Consider the following 15,730-nt stretch of genomic DNA (forward strand, 5'->3'; position numbering starts at 1 on the left):
GGCCGCCGTCGCCGACGCCTTCCGCGCCGGCGGCATGCTCGGCGCGGGCCTGCACATCGCCGGAGCGGTCGGCGGCGCCGCCAAGGACCTGCTCGTCGGCATGGCCGGGCTGTTGCGCAGTGGTGCCGGGATCCTGCGCGACAGCGCGGAGATTCTCCAGACCGGCGGCTCCGTGGTCCGCCGGGCCCGCGGCGCGGTCGACTTCATGAGCGAGTGGGGCGACCTCGCCTACGACGCCATTCGGGCCGATCCGCAATTGGACAAGGTCGCGGCCACCGCGGCCGAGCACGGCTTCAGCGCCGCCGACATCCAGCAGATCTTCAAGCACGTCTTCGTCGACGAGCACGAGCTGGACATGTACGGCGAGAGCCGCGTCAGCGTCTTCGACGCCAACCCCCACATGGCCGAGGCCTGGCTCCGCCTGCAGGACGGCATCCCCCACCCGGCCGACATCGACCTGCTCCGCCACGAGCTCGCCGAGTCCTCATGGATGATCGAGCACGGCAGCCAGAGCTACAGCGCCGCCCACCAGGCGGCCATCGATGCCGGCCACACCTGGGACGAGACCGCGGCCGCCAGGGACGGCGTGGGATACGGTGCCAAGTACATATGAGCGTTTGGAAGGACGGGCAGTGGCCTACTCAGTAAGAATCACCCGAATCGGGTACGACGGCGCCAGCGCCGTCTACGAGTGGGAGTCCACCAACGGCCCCTCCGGACACGTTGGCCTCGACGTCCGGACGGCGACCTTCCGCCCGGTGGACGCCACCGGCGCCCCGATCGGCACCATGAGCTTCCGCAAAGGCGACGGGGACGTCAGCAACCCCGAAGCCGGCGCCGTCACCGACTTCCTGACCGTCGTCAGCGGCATCATCAAGAGGTGGAAGGAAGCCGAGCCGCCGGAAACCGCACACCAGTACTTCGGGTAGCCCCGCCACACCACGCGCGCCGAAGGACGTTGCCGCGGACTCCGCATCTCCATCGGGTACGCGGCCTGTCACTGGTACCACCTGACGCGCTAAGTAATTTAGTCGCCAACCGCCGCGTTCGGCCGGGTCAGACCGTTGTCCATCGCGAAGTCACGGTAGATCGGCGGCGTCCAGCCGTTCGATGAGACCCGCTTTGCGCTGATGAGTCGCGCGCAGTTCCGCAAGCCGCTCGGCGAACTGCGGGGATCGCCTGCGGCGGCGACTGATCTCGGCGAGGTCGGTGAGCAGCCGGACGGCGGCGTCGTATGAGGCCGGCTTCTTCGCGGCGATCAGGTCCGCGACGTCGGCCCACGGCCGCTCACCGCGGTCCGCGAGCATGGCGAGCCGGCTTTCACGCTGGCGCTGAGCCTCCTGTTCGCGCAGCTCCCGCTGCCGCTCGAGTTCCCGCTGCCGCTCCGCTTCGCGGATGTCGGCCTGGGAAGCTGCTGCTGCCAAGAGCGAGGACACCCTGCGTCGAACGGTGGAGGGCTTGGGGGCGCGTGGCCGAAGGCTCCGCAGGATTTCCTTGCGGGCACGAGTGTGGTCGTCGGACAGCAAGCTGCGAAGGGCGTCGTCCTTCTGCTTCTTGGTGAGCCCACCGATCCAGGCGTCCACGGCCGCGTCCTGGTCGGAGGCAGGCTTATCAACTATCGGCGCCGAGGTCTCCGCTGCGGCCTTCAGCAGGTCTGGGTCTACGCGGAGGAAGTCAGCCAACACACGCTGGGGCGCTGTCAACTGCGCGAGGCCCGCCGGCACAGGTGGTTCGACTCCGTAGCCGTTATCCTGGCTGCCGTCTGACTGGTCGTCCTCGTGCCCGTCCCAGAGGTAGTAGGCGCCGGCCAGCCAGGCCAGGTAGAGCGGACGCAGATCACCTGCGGATAGTTCGTTCCGTATGGCGACGAACAAGCCGAGTGAGCCGGGGATTTCGTACCCCCGGTCGTCGCCGCTCTCGTCCTGGCTTTGAAACTCCAGCACGATGTTCTTTCCGCTGCGGCGGGCGCTGAAGGTTTCGTCGTTGCAGTATTCGGCTGCGGTATCCAGGTCGAGCCAGGACAGCGGCAGACGCAGCATCAGGATCCGCGTGCCCCAGTTCGCGAAGTACAAGTGCGCGTCGTAGCAGAGATCCATCAGCGCAGACGGGCTTCCTCGGAAGTCGCCCCACTGATACTCGTTCACGAACCGGGTGCGGGTGATCTCCGCCCGTGTCGACAACCCGCACACGTGCTCGTACTCGTCGTCGGTGAGCGGCCGATCCACGGCAAGGAACTCGTAGTACTGATACTCGCTCAACGTCTACGCTCCGGTGAGCCAGTGGCGGTGGGCCGCGATCCACTCCGACCCGGCCGGCGGCGGTGATGGCAAGGGCAGCGGCAGGTCCAGGATTCCGATGCGTTGTGGTCCCTTGTCACGACGGCAGACCGCCGCGATACCGGGCCCCGGCCCCTCGTCGACACCGGTCACGTTCACTTCGACGCCGAAGACGACAGTCGAGAAGGGGAAGTCCACGTTATCGCTCAGCGTGCCCACACCGGTGACGCTACCTCGCCATGCCGATCGGAGTAGTCACTTCTGGGAGTGAATCGATGTCGATGTGCCGAGCAGATCGAGGTAGCCGCCGAGGGCCTGTCGCCAGTCCAGGTCATCCCAGGAGCGGTATCGCATTACGACCGACGGTCACCGCGAGTACGGGTCGGACAGGGTCATGGGCGTGCGCGCGATGTGAAGCGCTTGTTCAGGGAATCTCGCGCCCGCCTTGTAGTAGCGGGCCCGTGTGCGGCCGACGGGTTCGAGCACTTCAGCCGTGACGAGGTCGCGTAGGTCCCGCTGGGCCTGCTGCATGCTGAGATTCTCGGCATGCTCATAGCGAGAACGACGGACGCGCCCAGCCATCGCCACGTCATGAAGGGCGGACACGATCCGCTCATCGCGGCCCGTGCTCGCCGCGAAGGCCGACAATTCGGTCCACACTTGACCCGAACGATGGAACCTGCCTCGCACCGTTTGAGCTTGCTGGTGATACGCCGTGAGATTGAAGCGGACCCAACTGGAGACGTCCTGGTCCGGAAGGTACTTGGCGCCGCGACGTGCAAGCTCGCGGTAGTACTCCCAGGTATTGCCAGGCCGTCCCAACCATGCCTCGACGGACGAGAACTCCGGGGCGAGAACGCCTTCGCGCGCGATCATGAGCGTCTGCAGCGATCGTGACATACGCCCGTTGCCGTCAGCCCAGGGATGGATGGACACCAGATCCAAGTGCGCCATAGCCGCGCGTACGAGGGGGTGGCTTCGGTCGTCGCTGTTCAGCCAGTCGATGAGTTCATGCATGAGGCCAGGGACGTCAGCGGCGTCCGGAGCCGTGTACGCGGCGATGCTGGGGTCGCGGGCATCGGTGACGTAGACAGGTCCGCGACGCCATTGCCCGGCCGGCTTCCGGTTGCTGTGTCGGTGACCTTGCAGCATCCAGTGCAGCCCGTTGAGAAGGCCTTTGCTGTAGCTGAAGTCAGCCGAATCATGCAGCGTTTGGACGTACGTCATCATCTGTTGATAGGCAAGTGTCTCCTGACGGTTCTCGTCGGAGACGTCTACATCGCGTTCGCCGTCGAGCAGATCTTCGACGTCGACCGTCGAAACCTTGAAGCCTTCGATGGAATTCGACGCCGCGACGGCGTCGGCCGTGAGGAACTTCCGCAATCCTGCGGTCCACTTCGCCGGCGAGGTGCTCACCTGGTGTTTCAAACTCTCCCGAGCGTGCTCGATCTCGCCGAGTACGCGCTGGTCGTCGGCGTGGAGCGGAGGCGTCGGGTAAAGCATGCATCAATGATAGTTTGACGTAATCATTACGTCAAAGCCCTCCGTGCCCGGCGATGGCGCCGTACAACTGGGAGCACGGCCCGGGCCGAGGCGGATATGGGAGGCTGACACCGTGAACCGACTGGCTGCCGCGACCTCGCCCTACCCCCTCCAGCACGCCGACTACCCCGTCGACTGGTACCCCTGGGGCGAGGAGGCCTTCGCCGAGGCCCGCCGCCGCGACGTCCCCCTCCTCATCTCCATCGGCTACGCAGCCTGTCACTGGTGTCACGTCAGTCAAATAGGCCAGTAATCGGGCATCCAGATCAGGCGGCCTGATGGAACGCAACATCGGCGACGTGCCGACTGGGCTGACCCGGCGGGCAGCGACCTTTGTGCGCATGCACGGCATCCGCATGGATCCGTTGCCGTTGAACGAAGAACGCGATCGATGGTTGGCGGCGGGGGTCCCTGCCGAACAAATCGATCGGGTGGTTGACTTCGAGGCGCGATGGGGCGGGCTGGTGTTGCCCCCGTCGCCGGTCTATGACGGCGGGCCACGTTATCTCAGTGCGGATGTGCCCACCCTCGAGTCCAACGGTTGGTGCTTCGAGGTGGGTACCCAGCGTTCGGCTATCCCATATCTATTCGCCATTGGGCCTTCAGGCGAGTTCGGCCTCTTCGGCGACGGCGGGTGGACAGCGCTTCATCGCGACATCGAGGGTTGGATCGAATCGATCGCGCTGGCCCGGCATGCTGCCCTGTGGGCAGACACGATCAAGGTTGTCCGGGGGATCGCGGTTGATGATCTGAATCTCCAAGCTTTGGAGGAGATCGCGGAGGTCCAAGGACTCTGGGACACCTGGTGGCGCGGTGCCGACTCGCTCGTGGCGGTCTATCGAGGCGAAGCAGAGGTCTTGAGGCACCCAGGAGCGTTGAAGGCTGTCATCTACTCAGGGCTGGACGAATGGGGATTGCGCGGCGGCTGAACCGGCGGTGTCGGCGCCTGGCCCTGGCTATCGAACGTGCAAGGATAAAGTCATGAACCGGCTCGCCGACGCCACCTCCCCGTACCTCCTCCAGCACGCCGACAACCCCGTCGACTGGTACCCCTGGGGCGAAGAGGCCTTCGCCGAGGCCCGCCGCCGCGACGTCCCCCTCCTCATCTCCATCGGCTACGCAGCCTGTCACTGGTGTCACGTCATGGCGCACGAGAGCTTCGAAGACGAAGCCATCGCCGCCCTCATGAACGAGAAGTACGTCTGCGTCAAGGTCGATCGCGAAGAACGGCCCGACGTGGATGCCGTGTACATGGCTGCTACGCAGACCATGACCGGTGGTGGCGGGTGGCCGATGACGGTGTTCGCGACGCCGGAGGGGAAGCCTTTCCAAGCCGGGACCTACTACCCGCCGGTCGAGCGGCACGGGATGCCTTCCTTCCGGCAGTTGCTGGTCGCCGTGGATCGGGCTTGGGGGGAGATTCGGGAGGATGTGCTGCGGGCTGGGGACGGTCTCGTGGCGGAGCTTGCGCATAATGCGCGGGTGGTGGCGCGGGCTGAGGGGGTGCCTGATGGGGAGGCGCTGGGGGCTGCTGTAGGGGTGTTGCTGCGGGAGTTCGATGCGGAGCGGGGTGGGTTCGGGGGTGCGCCCAAGTTTCCGCCGTCGATGACATTGGAGCATCTGCTGCGGCATCATGCGCGGACCGGTGAGCCCGCTGCGCTGGCCATGGTGCAGGCGACGTGTGCCGCGATGGCGCGCGGTGGCATGTACGACCAGCTCGGTGGTGGGTTCGCGCGCTACTCGGTCGATGCCGAGTGGGTCGTGCCGCACTTCGAGAAGATGCTCTACGACAACGCCCTGCTTCTGCGGGTCTACCTGCACCTCTGGCGGGCGACGGGGGATGCGCTCGCGCTGCGCGTCGTGAACGAGACCGCTGACTGGATGCTGCGCGAGCTCCGGCTCGGCCCCGACGGCGGCTTCGCCTCCTCCCTGGACGCCGACACCGACGGTGTCGAGGGCAAGTTCTACGCCTGGGACGCCGACCAGCTTATGGCGGTTCTGGGTGCTGAGGACGCTGCCTGGGCCGCGTCCGCTTTCAACGTCACGCCGGAAGGCACCTTCGAGCACGGTCTGTCGGTGCTCCAGCTGTTGCAGGACCCTGACGACGCCGAGCGCTACCAGAGCGTCCGCGCCCGGCTCTTCGAAGCCCGCCGTGAGCAGCGCACCGCGCCCGGCCGGGACGACAAGGCCGTGGCGGCGTGGAACGGCCTAGCCGTGGCCGCGTTGGCCGAGGCCGGTGCGCTGACCGGCCGGCCCGAGCTGGTCGACGCCGCGCGGCAGACTGCTGAGATGCTTGAGCGCGTCCACTGGGACGACAAGGCGTCCCGTCTCACCCGAACCTCGCGGGACGGCGTCGCGGGTCAGCAGAACCCGGGTGTCCTCGAAGACTACGCCGACGTCGCCGAGGGTCTGCTCGCCCTGTACGCCGTCACCGGTGAGACCCGCTGGTACCGTCTCGCGGGCAAGTTGCTCGACGTCGTCCTCGACGAGTTCCGCGATGAGGACGGCCTCTTCTACGACACCGCCTCCGACGGTGAGGCGCTCATCTTCCGTCCGGCGGATCCGACCGACAACGCCACGCCCGGTGGCACGTCGGCCGCGGCCGGCGCCCTGCTGACCTACGGCGCCCTCACCGGTTCCGGACGCCATCGGGAGGCCGCCGAGCAGGCCCTGCGTTTCACCGGTGCGCTGGCGGAGCGGGCGCCGCGGTTCGCGGGCTGGGGGCTCGCGGTGGCGGAGGCGCTGGTGGACGGTCCGCGCGAGGTGGCGGTCGTCGGCGAGGCGGCCGATGCCGAGAAGGCGGCGGGTCTGCGCGCGATGCACCAAGCCGCGCTGGCCGCCACAGCACCCGGCCTCGTCATCGCCGTGACGCCGCCGGCCGGCGAGGTTCCCGACGCCGCGGAGGCCCCGGAACTGCTACGCGGCCGGCCCGCCATCGCTGGCGAACCGACCGCGTATGTGTGCCGGGGTTTCGTGTGTCAGGCCCCTACGACCGAGCTCAGTGAGCTCCGCTCCCAGCTGGCGTAGAGCCGTTCGGGGAGACCGGCTTGCCGTTCGCCGCCATCGCCGACTGGTAGTCCAGCCATCCCTGGTACGCCTTGGACTTCGCCGCCGCGTCCCACACCGACGCGGTGGCGATCTTCTCGGCCTGGTCCGGCGTCAGGGGCACCGCGGTCGCGGTCGTGGCACCCTTCTCCACGACCTCGTTGATGGCCTCGACGTTCACCGCGACGCCGTCGTTGCGGTACCAGGTGGCGTCCAGGCGCTTCGCGGACGGGTCGCCGTTGCCCGCCGGCCACTGCAGGCCGTTGTAGATCACCACGTGCGAGCCGTCGGCCAGGGTGTGGATGGTGACGCCCTTGGGCAGCGGGCTGCCGTAATGGACGTTGCCCCAGGCCTGGTCCTCCAGGCTGACCGAGACGTCGCCTTGGCCGGCGCTGAAAGAGACCTTCAGCACCGCGAACGGGCCGCCCGCGGTCTTCGTGTCGGCCTTGTTCAGCACGGTCACGCTGCTGAAGCCCATTCCCGCGATCTGCTCCTTCAGCAGCTTCACCATGTCCTCGCCGCTGACCGGCGGGGCCGAGGGGGCCGGCTGCGGCGGGATCGCGGCGGGGAGCGCCGGGGAGGCCGACGGGGACTTCGCCGTCGACGGGTCCTGGGTGGGCGTGGCGCCCACCGCCGCGCTGTGCGTCGAGGCCGGCGCGGCGGGCGAGGTTGCCGCCACCGCTCCCGGCGCGACGCCGGCCGCGGCCGACGCGGGTGCGTCGTGGGACCCGGGCGCGACCGCGGCCACCACCCCGAAGACCGCCGTCACGCTGGCCGCGGCGCCCGCGATCTGCGAGATCCGCCGCGCCCGGCGCTTGCGCACGCCGCGCTCGACGCCGCCGGCCGTCAGCCTGCCGATGTCCGGCGTCAGGTTCTCCGCCGTCGCCCGCATGGCGCGGGTCAGGTCGTCACTCATATTCGTGTCCTTCGTTCTCAGCCGTGTGTGGGTTCTCAGATGAGTGCGAGATCCGGGAGCCGGTCGCCCAGCGTCCCCCGCAGCTTGGCCAGCGCCCGGTTGGTCCGGGTCCGCACCGCGCCGGAGCTGGCGCCCATGATGTGCGCCACCTCCTCCACGCTGCGGTCCTCCCAGAACCGGAGCACCAGCACCGCCCGGTCCTTGGCGGGCAGTTCCGCCAGGCCGGCAAGCAGGGTCATACGCAGGGTCGCGTCGGCTTCGTGGAACTCGCGCTCGGGAATCTGCGACGAGGGCATCTCCCGGGAACTCCGCTTGCGCTTGGCGGAGATGAAGGTCCGGGTCAGCACGGTCTGGGCGTAGGCGTCGGGGTTCTCGATCCGGCGCTTGCGTCCCCAGACCGCGAAGACCTTGCCGAGTGTCTCCTGCACGAGGTCCTCGGCTTGGTGCCAGTCCCCGGACATGAGGTACGCGGTCCGGAACAAATGCGAGGTCCGCGCTGAAGCGAACTCCAGGAACTCGTCGTCGTGCTTCGCCATGGCCACCGCGCTTCCTTTATCGGACAGTCCACCCCTACCGACGCGCGGTCCCGGGCCGGTGTTACACGGACGGCGGCGGGATTCAGCCGGTACCGATCCCGCGGACGAAGGACGTAGGGCGGGATCGGGTTCTCCTAGTCATTGTGATGCGTATTTCTACGTCGCCTGACGGATCAGGCGCGCTCGCCGCCGCCCTACTCTGAACCCGGCGGCACCGCACACGCCGCCACCGTCCGGAGCTCGACCGGCCGGCCCCGATCGCGACGGCCATCGCGATCGTGGACGCCGGGTCCGAGCGCGCCGGGCGAGTACCACCAGGCGGCGGCGCCCCTGCGGATCCGGAGTGTGGACCGGTTCGGCACGGCGGCTCGCGGCGCTGGATGTGGACGGTGCGACGTCCACCGCACGGACCCGTGGAACTCTGGCCAGTCACGGGTCACAGCCCCGTCAGGCTTGGCAGGCACCTGGAGAGGACTCCCTATTTCACGGTGAAGCGCGTGCGCTGAATTCCGACGCAGCGATCACGGCACAGATCACGCAGGTCTCGCAGACCTCCCTGGGGGGACCAGGGGGAACGGGCCGGGCGTTCGCTCATGGCGAACGCCCGGCCTTTCTTTGTGCGCCGTCAAGGCTGTCGTAGTCGCTGTAATCGTGTAATCGTAGATACATGGCTACACGTGAAGAACTGATCGAGAAGACACGAGGATGGTTCACGGGACGGCTGCCGGAGGACCTGTTCGAGGGCGCCCCCGAGGTGACGGTCGACCGTGAGGAGATCACGGTCGTCGGGCGGATATCCGAGCCCGCGTACGCTGACGGCGCCTCGGACGCGGAGAAGGCCGCCGCGGTCGAGGGGCGGATCAAGGAGTTCCGGGAGCGGACGCGCGAGGCGCGGATGGCCGTGGCCCGGGACGCGGAGCACAAGTTCGGCCGCAAGGTCTCGTGGGGCGTGCGGTGCGGGGAGGACGGGCGCCTGTTCACGCACTTGTCCGTGCCGGTGATGACCCGGTTGAAGCAGCCGCAGCGGGCGCTGCTGGACACGTTGGTGGACGGCGGGGTCGCGCGCAGCCGGAGCGACGCGCTGGCGTGGTGCGTGCGTCTGGTGGAGAAGAACGCGGGCGAGTGGATCGGCGAGCTGCGGGACGCGATGCGGAAGGTCGAGGAGGTGCGTGAGGCCGGACCGGACCGGGAGGCCGAGCACTGATCTCCAGTACCGATTTCCAGTGCCGACCCTCAGCACCGACTTCCAGCACCGACCCCCCCCACAGCACCGAACTAACCCGTTCGCCCACGTGACGAGCCTTTCGCGCGGCTTGTGGCCAGGCTGTTTCCATGAGCTCTGACTTCAGCGGCGGCCAGGATCCGTCGATCGACGTCCTGGTGAGCACCATGAACGACCTCCCCGGGTTCCGCGTCGAGCGGGTCCTCGGGGAGGTCTTCGGCCTGACGGTGCGGGCCCGCAACGTCGCCAGTTCGTTCGGCTCGGCGATGAAGTCGCTGAAGGGCGGGGAGCTCAAGGGCCAGACCAAGATGCTCGTCGACAGCCGGCTGGAGGCCATGCGGCGGCTCACCGACGAGGCCGCGAGCCGCGGCGGGAACGCGGTCCTGGCGATGCGGTTCGAGACGTCGGCCGGGGAGCTGGGGACCGAGATCTGCGCCTACGGGACGGCGTGCGTGGTCAGCGCCGCGACGTGAGGGACGGCCTCGGTGCGGAACCGGGCGCCGGTCTCAGCGCCAACTCGGCACCGGCCTCGGCGCCCGAGCTCGGCAGCGACCCCGGCGCCGGTCTCAGCGCCCGAGCTCGCCAGCGACCTCGGCACCGTCTCAGCGCCCGAGGAACTTGCCGAGCTTCGAGATCTTCGGGTACTTCACCGACACCTCGCCGAACAGCGCCACCCCGCGGACGATGACCACCGGCGAGTCCGGCGTCACCGGCACGTCCCCGGCCGCGTTGCGGTCCGAGCCGGTGCGCGAGCCGAAGATCGCGGTGCCCTCGTCCCGCACCACGACGCCGTGCGGCACCTTGATCTGGATCGAGCCGAACACGGCGTTGGCGATGATGACCACCTCGCGCTGGGTGAGCACGGCCTCGCGCAGGTCGATGGTGACCGAGCCGAAGACGGCCGCGGCCGTCGTCTGCGACGGCACCATCCACCGGCCCCCGCGGCTCTGCTCCGCGAACACCGCGGTGATCTTGGATCCGGGTGCGTACTCGGCCGGCATCGGCGGCTGCGAGCCGATCGCGCCGCCGGCGGTCGGGGCCGGGGCCGCCGTGATGTGGCGCTGCGGCAGATCGGACAGCAGGGGCGTGAGCTCCCCGAGCGTCTTCGCCTTGTACGCGCGATCGATGCGTTCGTTGTGCTCGTCGACGTCGAGGCGGCCCTCGGCATAGGCCTCACGCAGGGCGTCGGCGACGCGGTCACGGTCCGCGTCGGACGCGCGCATGGCGTGGTGGGGATCGTTGGAGGCGCTGGCTGCGGGAACGCTCACCTTTCGCACTATACGGGGGAGGCGCGCGCAGCGGGTTTCGGCCGCGGCACCCAGCCGTCTACAACTCCAGCTCTCCGCTCGTCTCCACGTTGAGCGATGCCTCCCGCACCGCGGCCTCCGCGTCCCCGGCCCTGATGGCCTCCAGCAGCGATCCGTGCCCGGCGACCAGGAACCGGTCGAAGTCGTCGCGGCGGGCGCGCTCGCGCAGCACCGTGCGCAGGGCGCTGCCGATCTCCAGATAGAGGTCGAGCAGCAGCGGGTTGCCGGCCGCGGCGACCAGCGCGGTGTGGAAGTGCGCGTCGGCCTCGACCCAGTCGTCGACCCAGCTGTCGTCGTCCAGGGCGGCCTGCTCCACGCGGCGCGCGGCCTCGTCGCGGGCGGCCAGCGCCTCGTCGCAGGACTCGAGGTCGGCCGGGGTGGCGCGGCGCGCGGCCAGCCGGGCGGCCTCGACCTCGATGGCGCGGCGGACCTCCTGGACGTGGTCGTAGGTGGTGGCCTGGATCTCCCGGCGCAGGGCGCCGGAGAGCTCGGAGCGGGCGCGCACGTAGGTGCCGTCGCCGCGGCGCACCTCGAGCAGGCCGGCGTGGGCCAGGGCGCGGACCGCCTCGCGGACCGTGCCGCGGCCCACGTTCAGCGCCTCGACGAGCTCCGGCTCGGTGGGGATGCGGGTGTCCACGGGCCAGGCCCCGCTGCCGATCTGCTCGCGGAGCTTGTCGATGACCTCGTCGACCAGGGAGCCGCGCTGGATGCCGGTGAGTCCGTTCGCCACAACGTGCAGTCTCTCAGTTGGCGGGCTCGGTGATCGAGTCGGCCGGGGCGAACGTGCCGCGCTCGGGCGACCCCACGTAGCCGGCGACCACCGCCTGGGCCAGCACGACGACCACCATGATCCCCAGCGGGACGGTCCAGGAGTGCAGCGCGTGGCCGAGCAGGCCGAACATGATCGGGCCGAAGGCGGCGATGAGGTAGCCGGCCGACTGGGAGAACGCGGACAGCGCCGCGGTGCCGGTCGGGGTGCCGCCGCGCAGCCCGATCATGGTCAGGACCAGGGGGAAGGCGGCCATGCCGATCCCGATCAGGACGGCCGCGACGTAGGCCAGGGTGACCGGCGCGACCATCAGCGTGACGAAGCCGAGGGCGAAGACCGCGCCGAGGGCCAGGGCCAGCGGCCGCTGGCTGCGCAGCCTGGCCGCGGTCAGCGGCACGACGAAGGACAGCGGCGCGTTCACCGCGAACATCAGGCTCAGCACGGTGCCGGCGCCGGCCTGGGACATGCCGCTCTCGTGCAGCACCGTCGGCAGCCAGCCCATGACCACGTAGCCGACCATGCTCTGCAGCCCGAACGCGAAGGCCATGGCCCAGGCGAGCTTGGACCGGGCGGCGGCGGCCAGCGGGATGTGCGGCTGCCCGGGACCGTGCGCGGGGTGCGCGGCGCGGATGTCGCGGTCGCGGCGGTGGGTGCGGCTGGCCGTCCACAGGACCAGCGCGGCCAGCGCCGGGACGGTCCAGAACTCCAGGCCGCCGGAGGGGCCGCCGAGCGTGTCGGACAGCGGGACGGCGATGCCGGCCGCGACCGTCGAGCCCAGGGCGATCATCGTGGAGTAGATGCCGGTGACGGCGCCGACGCGGTGCGGGAAGTAGGTGCGGACCACGACCGGCAGCAGCACGTTGCCCAGGGCGATGCCGATGCCGGCCAGCACGGAGCCGGCGAGCAGGCCGGGGATGTCCGGGATGCCGCGGACCGCGGAGCCGGCGACCAGGATGGCGAGGCTGGCGGCCAGCACGGAGCCGGCGCCGTGGCGGCGGGCCAGGGAGGAGCCGGCCGGACCGGCGAAGGCGAAGATCACGACCCACAGCGTGGGCAGCAGGGTGACGACGGCGCCGCCGAGGTGCAGACGGTCGCGGAGCTGGTCCAGCAGGGGGCCGGTGGAGGAGACGCCGAGGCGCAGGTTGGCCGCGACCACGATGATCCCGGCCAGGATCAGCGCACCGCCGGCCAGGTTCTGCTGCTGACGCTCCTCGGGCTCGGCCGGCCGGGTCGGCTCGCCGAGGCGCTCGATCTTGTGGAGCTGCTCGAGGGGCCCTTCGGCGTCGGTGCGGCCGGGCTTCGGGCCGGTGCCGGGGCGGTCGAGCGATATCATCATGCGTCTGATGGTAAGACGTATGACGTTTAGCTTCAAGCGGAGCCCGGGCTCCGGGCGCCCGGTGTGGCCGACGGCACAGCCGCACCGCCGAACGGTCCCGAAGCCGTGAGTACGCTGGGCACATGCCTGACTTCGAGTACGCCGACCTCCTCCCCGCGGGGCCGGACGAGACCCCGTACCGCCTGCTCACCACCGAGGGCGTCAGCACCGTCGAGGCCGGCGGCCGGACGTTCCTGCAGGTGGAGCCGGAGGCGCTGCGGCTGCTCACCGAGACGGCGATGCACGACATCGCGCACTACCTGCGGCCCGGGCACCTGCAGCAGCTGCGGAACATCCTGGACGACCCCGAGGCCTCGCCGAACGACCGGTTCGTGGCGCTGGACCTGCTGAAGAACGTCAACATCTCGGCCGGCGGCGTCCTGCCGATGTGCCAGGACACCGGCACCGCGATCGTCATGGGCAAGCGCGGGCAGAACGTGCTGACCTCCGGCGGCGACGAGGCCCACATCGCACGCGGCGTCTACGACGCCTACACGCGGCTGAACCTGCGCTACTCGCAGATGGCGCCGCTGACCATGTGGGACGAGAAGAACACCGGCTCGAACCTGCCGGCGCAGGTGGAGCTGTACGCCGCGGACGGGGACGCGTACAAGTTCCTGTTCATGGCCAAGGGCGGCGGGTCGGCGAACAAGTCGTTCCTGTACCAGGAGACGAAGGCGATCCTGAACCCCAAGGCCATGATGAAGTTCCTGGAGGAGAAGATCCGCTCCCTGGGGACCTCGGCCTGCCCGCCGTACCACCTGGCGATCGTGATCGGCGGCACCTCCGCCGAGTTCGCCCTGAAGACCGCGAAGTACGCCTCGGCGCGCTACCTGGACGGGATGCCGAAGCAGGGCTCGCCGTCCGGCCACGGCTTCCGCGACCTTGAGCTGGAGGCCGAGGTGCTGGAGCTGACCCGGCACATCGGCATCGGCGCCCAGTTCGGCGGCAAGTACTTCTGCCACGACGTCCGCGTGATCCGCCTGCCCCGCCACGGCGCCTCCCTCCCGGTCGCGATCGCGGTCTCCTGCTCCGCCGACCGCCAGGCCCTGGGCAAGATCACCAAGGACGGCGTCTTCCTGGAGCAGCTGGAGTTCGAGCCCGGCCACTTCCTCCCCGAGACCACCGACGAGCACCTCGACGACGAGGTGGTCCGCGTCGACCTCACCCGCCCGATGGCCGAGATCCGCAGCGAGCTGTCCCGGTACCCGGTGAAGACCCGCCTGTCCCTGACCGGCACCCTGGTCGTCGCCCGCGACATCGCCCACGCCAAGATCAAGGAGCGCCTCGACGCCGGCGAGCCGATGCCGCAGTACATGAAGGACCACCCGGTGTACTACGCCGGCCCGGCGAAGACCCCTGAGGGCTACGCGTCCGGCTCCTTCGGCCCGACCACGGCAGGCCGCATGGACTCGTACGTGGCCCAGTTCCAGGCCGCCGGCGGCTCGATGGTGATGCTGGCGAAGGGCAACCGCTCGAAGCAGGTCACCGACGCCTGCGCCGAGTACGGCGGCTTCTACCTCGGCTCGATCGGCGGCCCGGCCGCCCGCCTGGCCCAGGACTGCATCAAGAAGGTCGAGGTGCTGGAGTACGCCGAACTGGGCATGGAGGCCGTGTGGCGGATCGAGGTGGAGGATTTCCCGGCGTTCATCGTGGTGGACGACAAGGGGAATGACTTCTTCACGGACACGACGGGGCCGACGCTGCGGATCGGATCGAAGCCACCGACTGCGTGAGCTATGGCTCTGACGAGCCTTGACGTTCAGCCCCGGCACACGATCGTGTGTGCTGGGGCTTCGTTTTTGCCGGAGCAAGTTCGAGCAAGTTCCTGATCTCTGGATCAGCAGTCGCGGCAAGCTGTGACTCATCAGTCGTCAGCCACCACAACGGAGGGCACCATGGCACTGCACATGCTCGGTAAGGACCCCGACAGCAAGAACGGCGGGTCTCCGACCGTCTACTACGACGACGAGACCGGGAACTGCATCCTCCAGGGCTGGAAGGTGTCGGATGCCGCGAGGCTGGCTCAGTTGTCCGTCAAGCGAAGAGGTCGGCACGGAACCGCAGATCACGGGCCTACTCCGGGTGCTCGCAGACGAGCACCAGCGACAGCACCACCCTGGCGGATCAGACACGGTAGATCCATCGACCGCCGCACACTCTGTCTAATGACTTAATTCACGCGAACCGGTCAGCTCGACCAGACTGTGCCGGCGAAGCGCGGCCACTGCATCGTCCACCGCCGGTGCTGAAGACGCGCTCCCGGGCGAGAGCGCGTCCTGCCGTCTCGGCGTGGCTCAGTTCGGCGTGGCTCAGTTCACTGCGACCGGTTGGCCGGGCCGCGGCGTCACCGCGGCGGGCCGCCCTTGCAGAAGAAGTTGATGGTCCCGGTGATCGTCGCGCCGGTGGCGTCGACGACCGTGACCGTGACGGTGTCCGCGTGGCCAGCGTTGCAGTAGCCCTCCGACCCGTTACCGTCGTCCCAGGGGTCGTCGCTCCAGTGGAAGGTGTACGGAGCGGTGCCGCCGGTCACATTGGCGACGCAGTCGACGACTCCTGCTCCCTGAGGTATGCACGTCTTCGAGACGAAGGCCAGCGTGGAGGCGTGGGCTAGGCCGGCGCCGGCGACCACCATGGTCGTCGCGGCGAGCCCGGTGCCGAGGGTGGCTACGGCACTACGAAATTGCACTGAGGATCTCCCATCGGACGAGTGCGCGGATGCCGGGCGCGACGAGGTCGGTC

15 protein-coding genes and 2 pseudogenes are annotated in these 15,730 nt (G+C 69.2%); 8 read left to right on the forward strand and 9 right to left on the reverse strand.

The features are described 5' to 3' along the window. A pseudogene (locus tag ABD466_RS17115) lies at window positions 1–613 on the forward strand (hypothetical protein); the annotation flags it as partial. 19 nt (window positions 614–632) lie between these two features. Then, on the forward strand, window positions 633–929 hold the full coding sequence (locus ABD466_RS17120) for a hypothetical protein (RefSeq protein WP_344658059.1): 297 nt from the start codon (window positions 633–635) through the stop codon (window positions 927–929). Between the two features lie 150 nt (window positions 930–1,079). Here ABD466_RS17120 and ABD466_RS17125 read toward each other — a convergent pair whose 3' ends face one another. The 3 genes from ABD466_RS17125 to ABD466_RS17135 form a co-directional block, all read right to left on the reverse strand. Beyond that, entirely contained in the window at window positions 1,080–2,258 is a 1,179-nt protein-coding gene (locus tag ABD466_RS17125) for a hypothetical protein (RefSeq protein ID WP_344658060.1), read from the reverse strand. Window positions 2,259–2,261: 3 nt separating this feature from the next. Beyond that, window positions 2,262–2,495, reverse strand: a complete 234-nt coding sequence (locus tag ABD466_RS17130) for a hypothetical protein (protein ID WP_344658061.1) — start codon at window positions 2,493–2,495, stop codon at window positions 2,262–2,264. A 147-nt stretch (window positions 2,496–2,642) separates the two neighbouring features. Then, complete coding sequence (locus tag ABD466_RS17135) at window positions 2,643–3,779, reverse strand: Fic family protein (RefSeq protein ID WP_344658062.1); 1,137 nt, start codon at window positions 3,777–3,779, stop codon at window positions 2,643–2,645. Between the two features lie 112 nt (window positions 3,780–3,891). Between ABD466_RS17135 and ABD466_RS17140 the strand changes: the two are divergent. The 3 genes and pseudogenes from ABD466_RS17140 to ABD466_RS17150 form a co-directional block, all read left to right on the forward strand. Further along, a pseudogene (locus ABD466_RS17140) lies at window positions 3,892–4,053 on the forward strand (DUF255 domain-containing protein); the annotation flags it as partial. 43 nt (window positions 4,054–4,096) lie between these two features. Beyond that, window positions 4,097–4,747: a hypothetical protein gene (locus tag ABD466_RS17145; RefSeq protein WP_344658063.1), complete on the forward strand. Its 651-nt coding sequence runs from the start codon at window positions 4,097–4,099 to the stop codon at window positions 4,745–4,747. A gap of 52 nt (window positions 4,748–4,799) precedes the next feature. Further along, the gene (locus tag ABD466_RS17150; protein ID WP_344658064.1) at window positions 4,800–6,845 is read left to right on the forward strand and encodes a thioredoxin domain-containing protein; all 2,046 of its coding nucleotides are present in this window, start codon (window positions 4,800–4,802) and stop codon (window positions 6,843–6,845) included. Here ABD466_RS17150 and ABD466_RS17155 read toward each other — a convergent pair. Together ABD466_RS17155 and ABD466_RS17160 are read right to left on the reverse strand one after the other, a co-directional pair. Beyond that, a complete protein-coding gene (locus ABD466_RS17155) occupies window positions 6,817–7,779 on the reverse strand; it encodes a hypothetical protein (RefSeq protein ID WP_344658065.1) in 963 nt (320 codons plus the stop codon). The two genes, ABD466_RS17150 and ABD466_RS17155, sit on opposite strands and share 29 nt — an antisense overlap. Before the next feature lie 35 nt (window positions 7,780–7,814). Further along, window positions 7,815–8,315: a SigE family RNA polymerase sigma factor gene (locus tag ABD466_RS17160; protein ID WP_344658066.1), complete on the reverse strand. Its 501-nt coding sequence runs from the start codon at window positions 8,313–8,315 to the stop codon at window positions 7,815–7,817. 667 nt (window positions 8,316–8,982) lie between these two features. Here ABD466_RS17160 and ABD466_RS17165 point away from each other — a divergent pair. After that, complete coding sequence (locus ABD466_RS17165; protein WP_344658067.1) at window positions 8,983–9,519, forward strand: hypothetical protein; 537 nt, start codon at window positions 8,983–8,985, stop codon at window positions 9,517–9,519. Between the two features lie 128 nt (window positions 9,520–9,647). After that, complete coding sequence (locus tag ABD466_RS17170; protein ID WP_344658068.1) at window positions 9,648–10,010, forward strand: YbjQ family protein; 363 nt, start codon at window positions 9,648–9,650, stop codon at window positions 10,008–10,010. Window positions 10,011–10,139: 129 nt separating this feature from the next. Here ABD466_RS17170 and ABD466_RS17175 read toward each other — a convergent pair whose 3' ends face one another. From ABD466_RS17175 to ABD466_RS17185, 3 genes are read right to left on the reverse strand one after another with little or no spacing between them, the layout of a single operon-like run. Next, entirely contained in the window at window positions 10,140–10,805 is a 666-nt protein-coding gene (locus ABD466_RS17175) for a DUF1707 SHOCT-like domain-containing protein (RefSeq protein ID WP_344658069.1), read from the reverse strand. A gap of 58 nt (window positions 10,806–10,863) precedes the next feature. Continuing rightward, window positions 10,864–11,574, reverse strand: coding sequence for a FadR/GntR family transcriptional regulator (locus tag ABD466_RS17180; protein WP_344658070.1), 711 nt, complete (start codon window positions 11,572–11,574; stop codon window positions 10,864–10,866). Between the two features lie 13 nt (window positions 11,575–11,587). Next, on the reverse strand, window positions 11,588–12,949 hold the full coding sequence (locus ABD466_RS17185) for a CynX/NimT family MFS transporter (protein ID WP_344658071.1): 1,362 nt from the start codon (window positions 12,947–12,949) through the stop codon (window positions 11,588–11,590). A gap of 122 nt (window positions 12,950–13,071) precedes the next feature. Between ABD466_RS17185 and ABD466_RS17190 the strand changes: the two genes are divergently transcribed. Then, complete coding sequence (locus tag ABD466_RS17190) at window positions 13,072–14,724, forward strand: fumarate hydratase (RefSeq protein ID WP_344658072.1); 1,653 nt, start codon at window positions 13,072–13,074, stop codon at window positions 14,722–14,724. Between the two features lie 611 nt (window positions 14,725–15,335). On the opposite strand, the gene ABD466_RS17195 is transcribed toward ABD466_RS17190, so the two are convergent. Then, complete coding sequence (locus ABD466_RS17195; protein WP_344658073.1) at window positions 15,336–15,677, reverse strand: hypothetical protein; 342 nt, start codon at window positions 15,675–15,677, stop codon at window positions 15,336–15,338. Window positions 15,678–15,730: the final 53 nt, after the last annotated feature.

This window comes from Catenulispora subtropica (genome assembly GCF_039531675.1).
Lineage (GTDB): Bacteria > Actinomycetota > Actinomycetes > Streptomycetales > Catenulisporaceae > Catenulispora > Catenulispora subtropica.

Excerpts from the sequence above, each read along its gene's own strand:
- ABD466_RS17135 (WP_344658062.1), bottom strand. The coding sequence starts at position 3,779 with ATGCTTTACCCGACGCCTCCGCTCCACGCCGACGACCAGCGCGTACTC.
- ABD466_RS17145 (WP_344658063.1), top strand. The coding sequence starts at position 4,097 with ATGGAACGCAACATCGGCGACGTGCCGACTGGGCTGACCCGGCGGGCA.
- ABD466_RS17150 (WP_344658064.1), top strand. The coding sequence starts at position 4,800 with ATGAACCGGCTCGCCGACGCCACCTCCCCGTACCTCCTCCAGCACGCC.
- ABD466_RS17155 (WP_344658065.1), bottom strand. The coding sequence starts at position 7,779 with ATGAGTGACGACCTGACCCGCGCCATGCGGGCGACGGCGGAGAACCTG.
- ABD466_RS17160 (WP_344658066.1), bottom strand. The coding sequence starts at position 8,315 with ATGGCGAAGCACGACGACGAGTTCCTGGAGTTCGCTTCAGCGCGGACC.
- ABD466_RS17165 (WP_344658067.1), top strand. The coding sequence starts at position 8,983 with ATGGCTACACGTGAAGAACTGATCGAGAAGACACGAGGATGGTTCACG.
- ABD466_RS17170 (WP_344658068.1), top strand. The coding sequence starts at position 9,648 with ATGAGCTCTGACTTCAGCGGCGGCCAGGATCCGTCGATCGACGTCCTG.
- ABD466_RS17185 (WP_344658071.1), bottom strand. The coding sequence starts at position 12,949 with ATGATGATATCGCTCGACCGCCCCGGCACCGGCCCGAAGCCCGGCCGC.
- ABD466_RS17190 (WP_344658072.1), top strand. The coding sequence starts at position 13,072 with ATGCCTGACTTCGAGTACGCCGACCTCCTCCCCGCGGGGCCGGACGAG.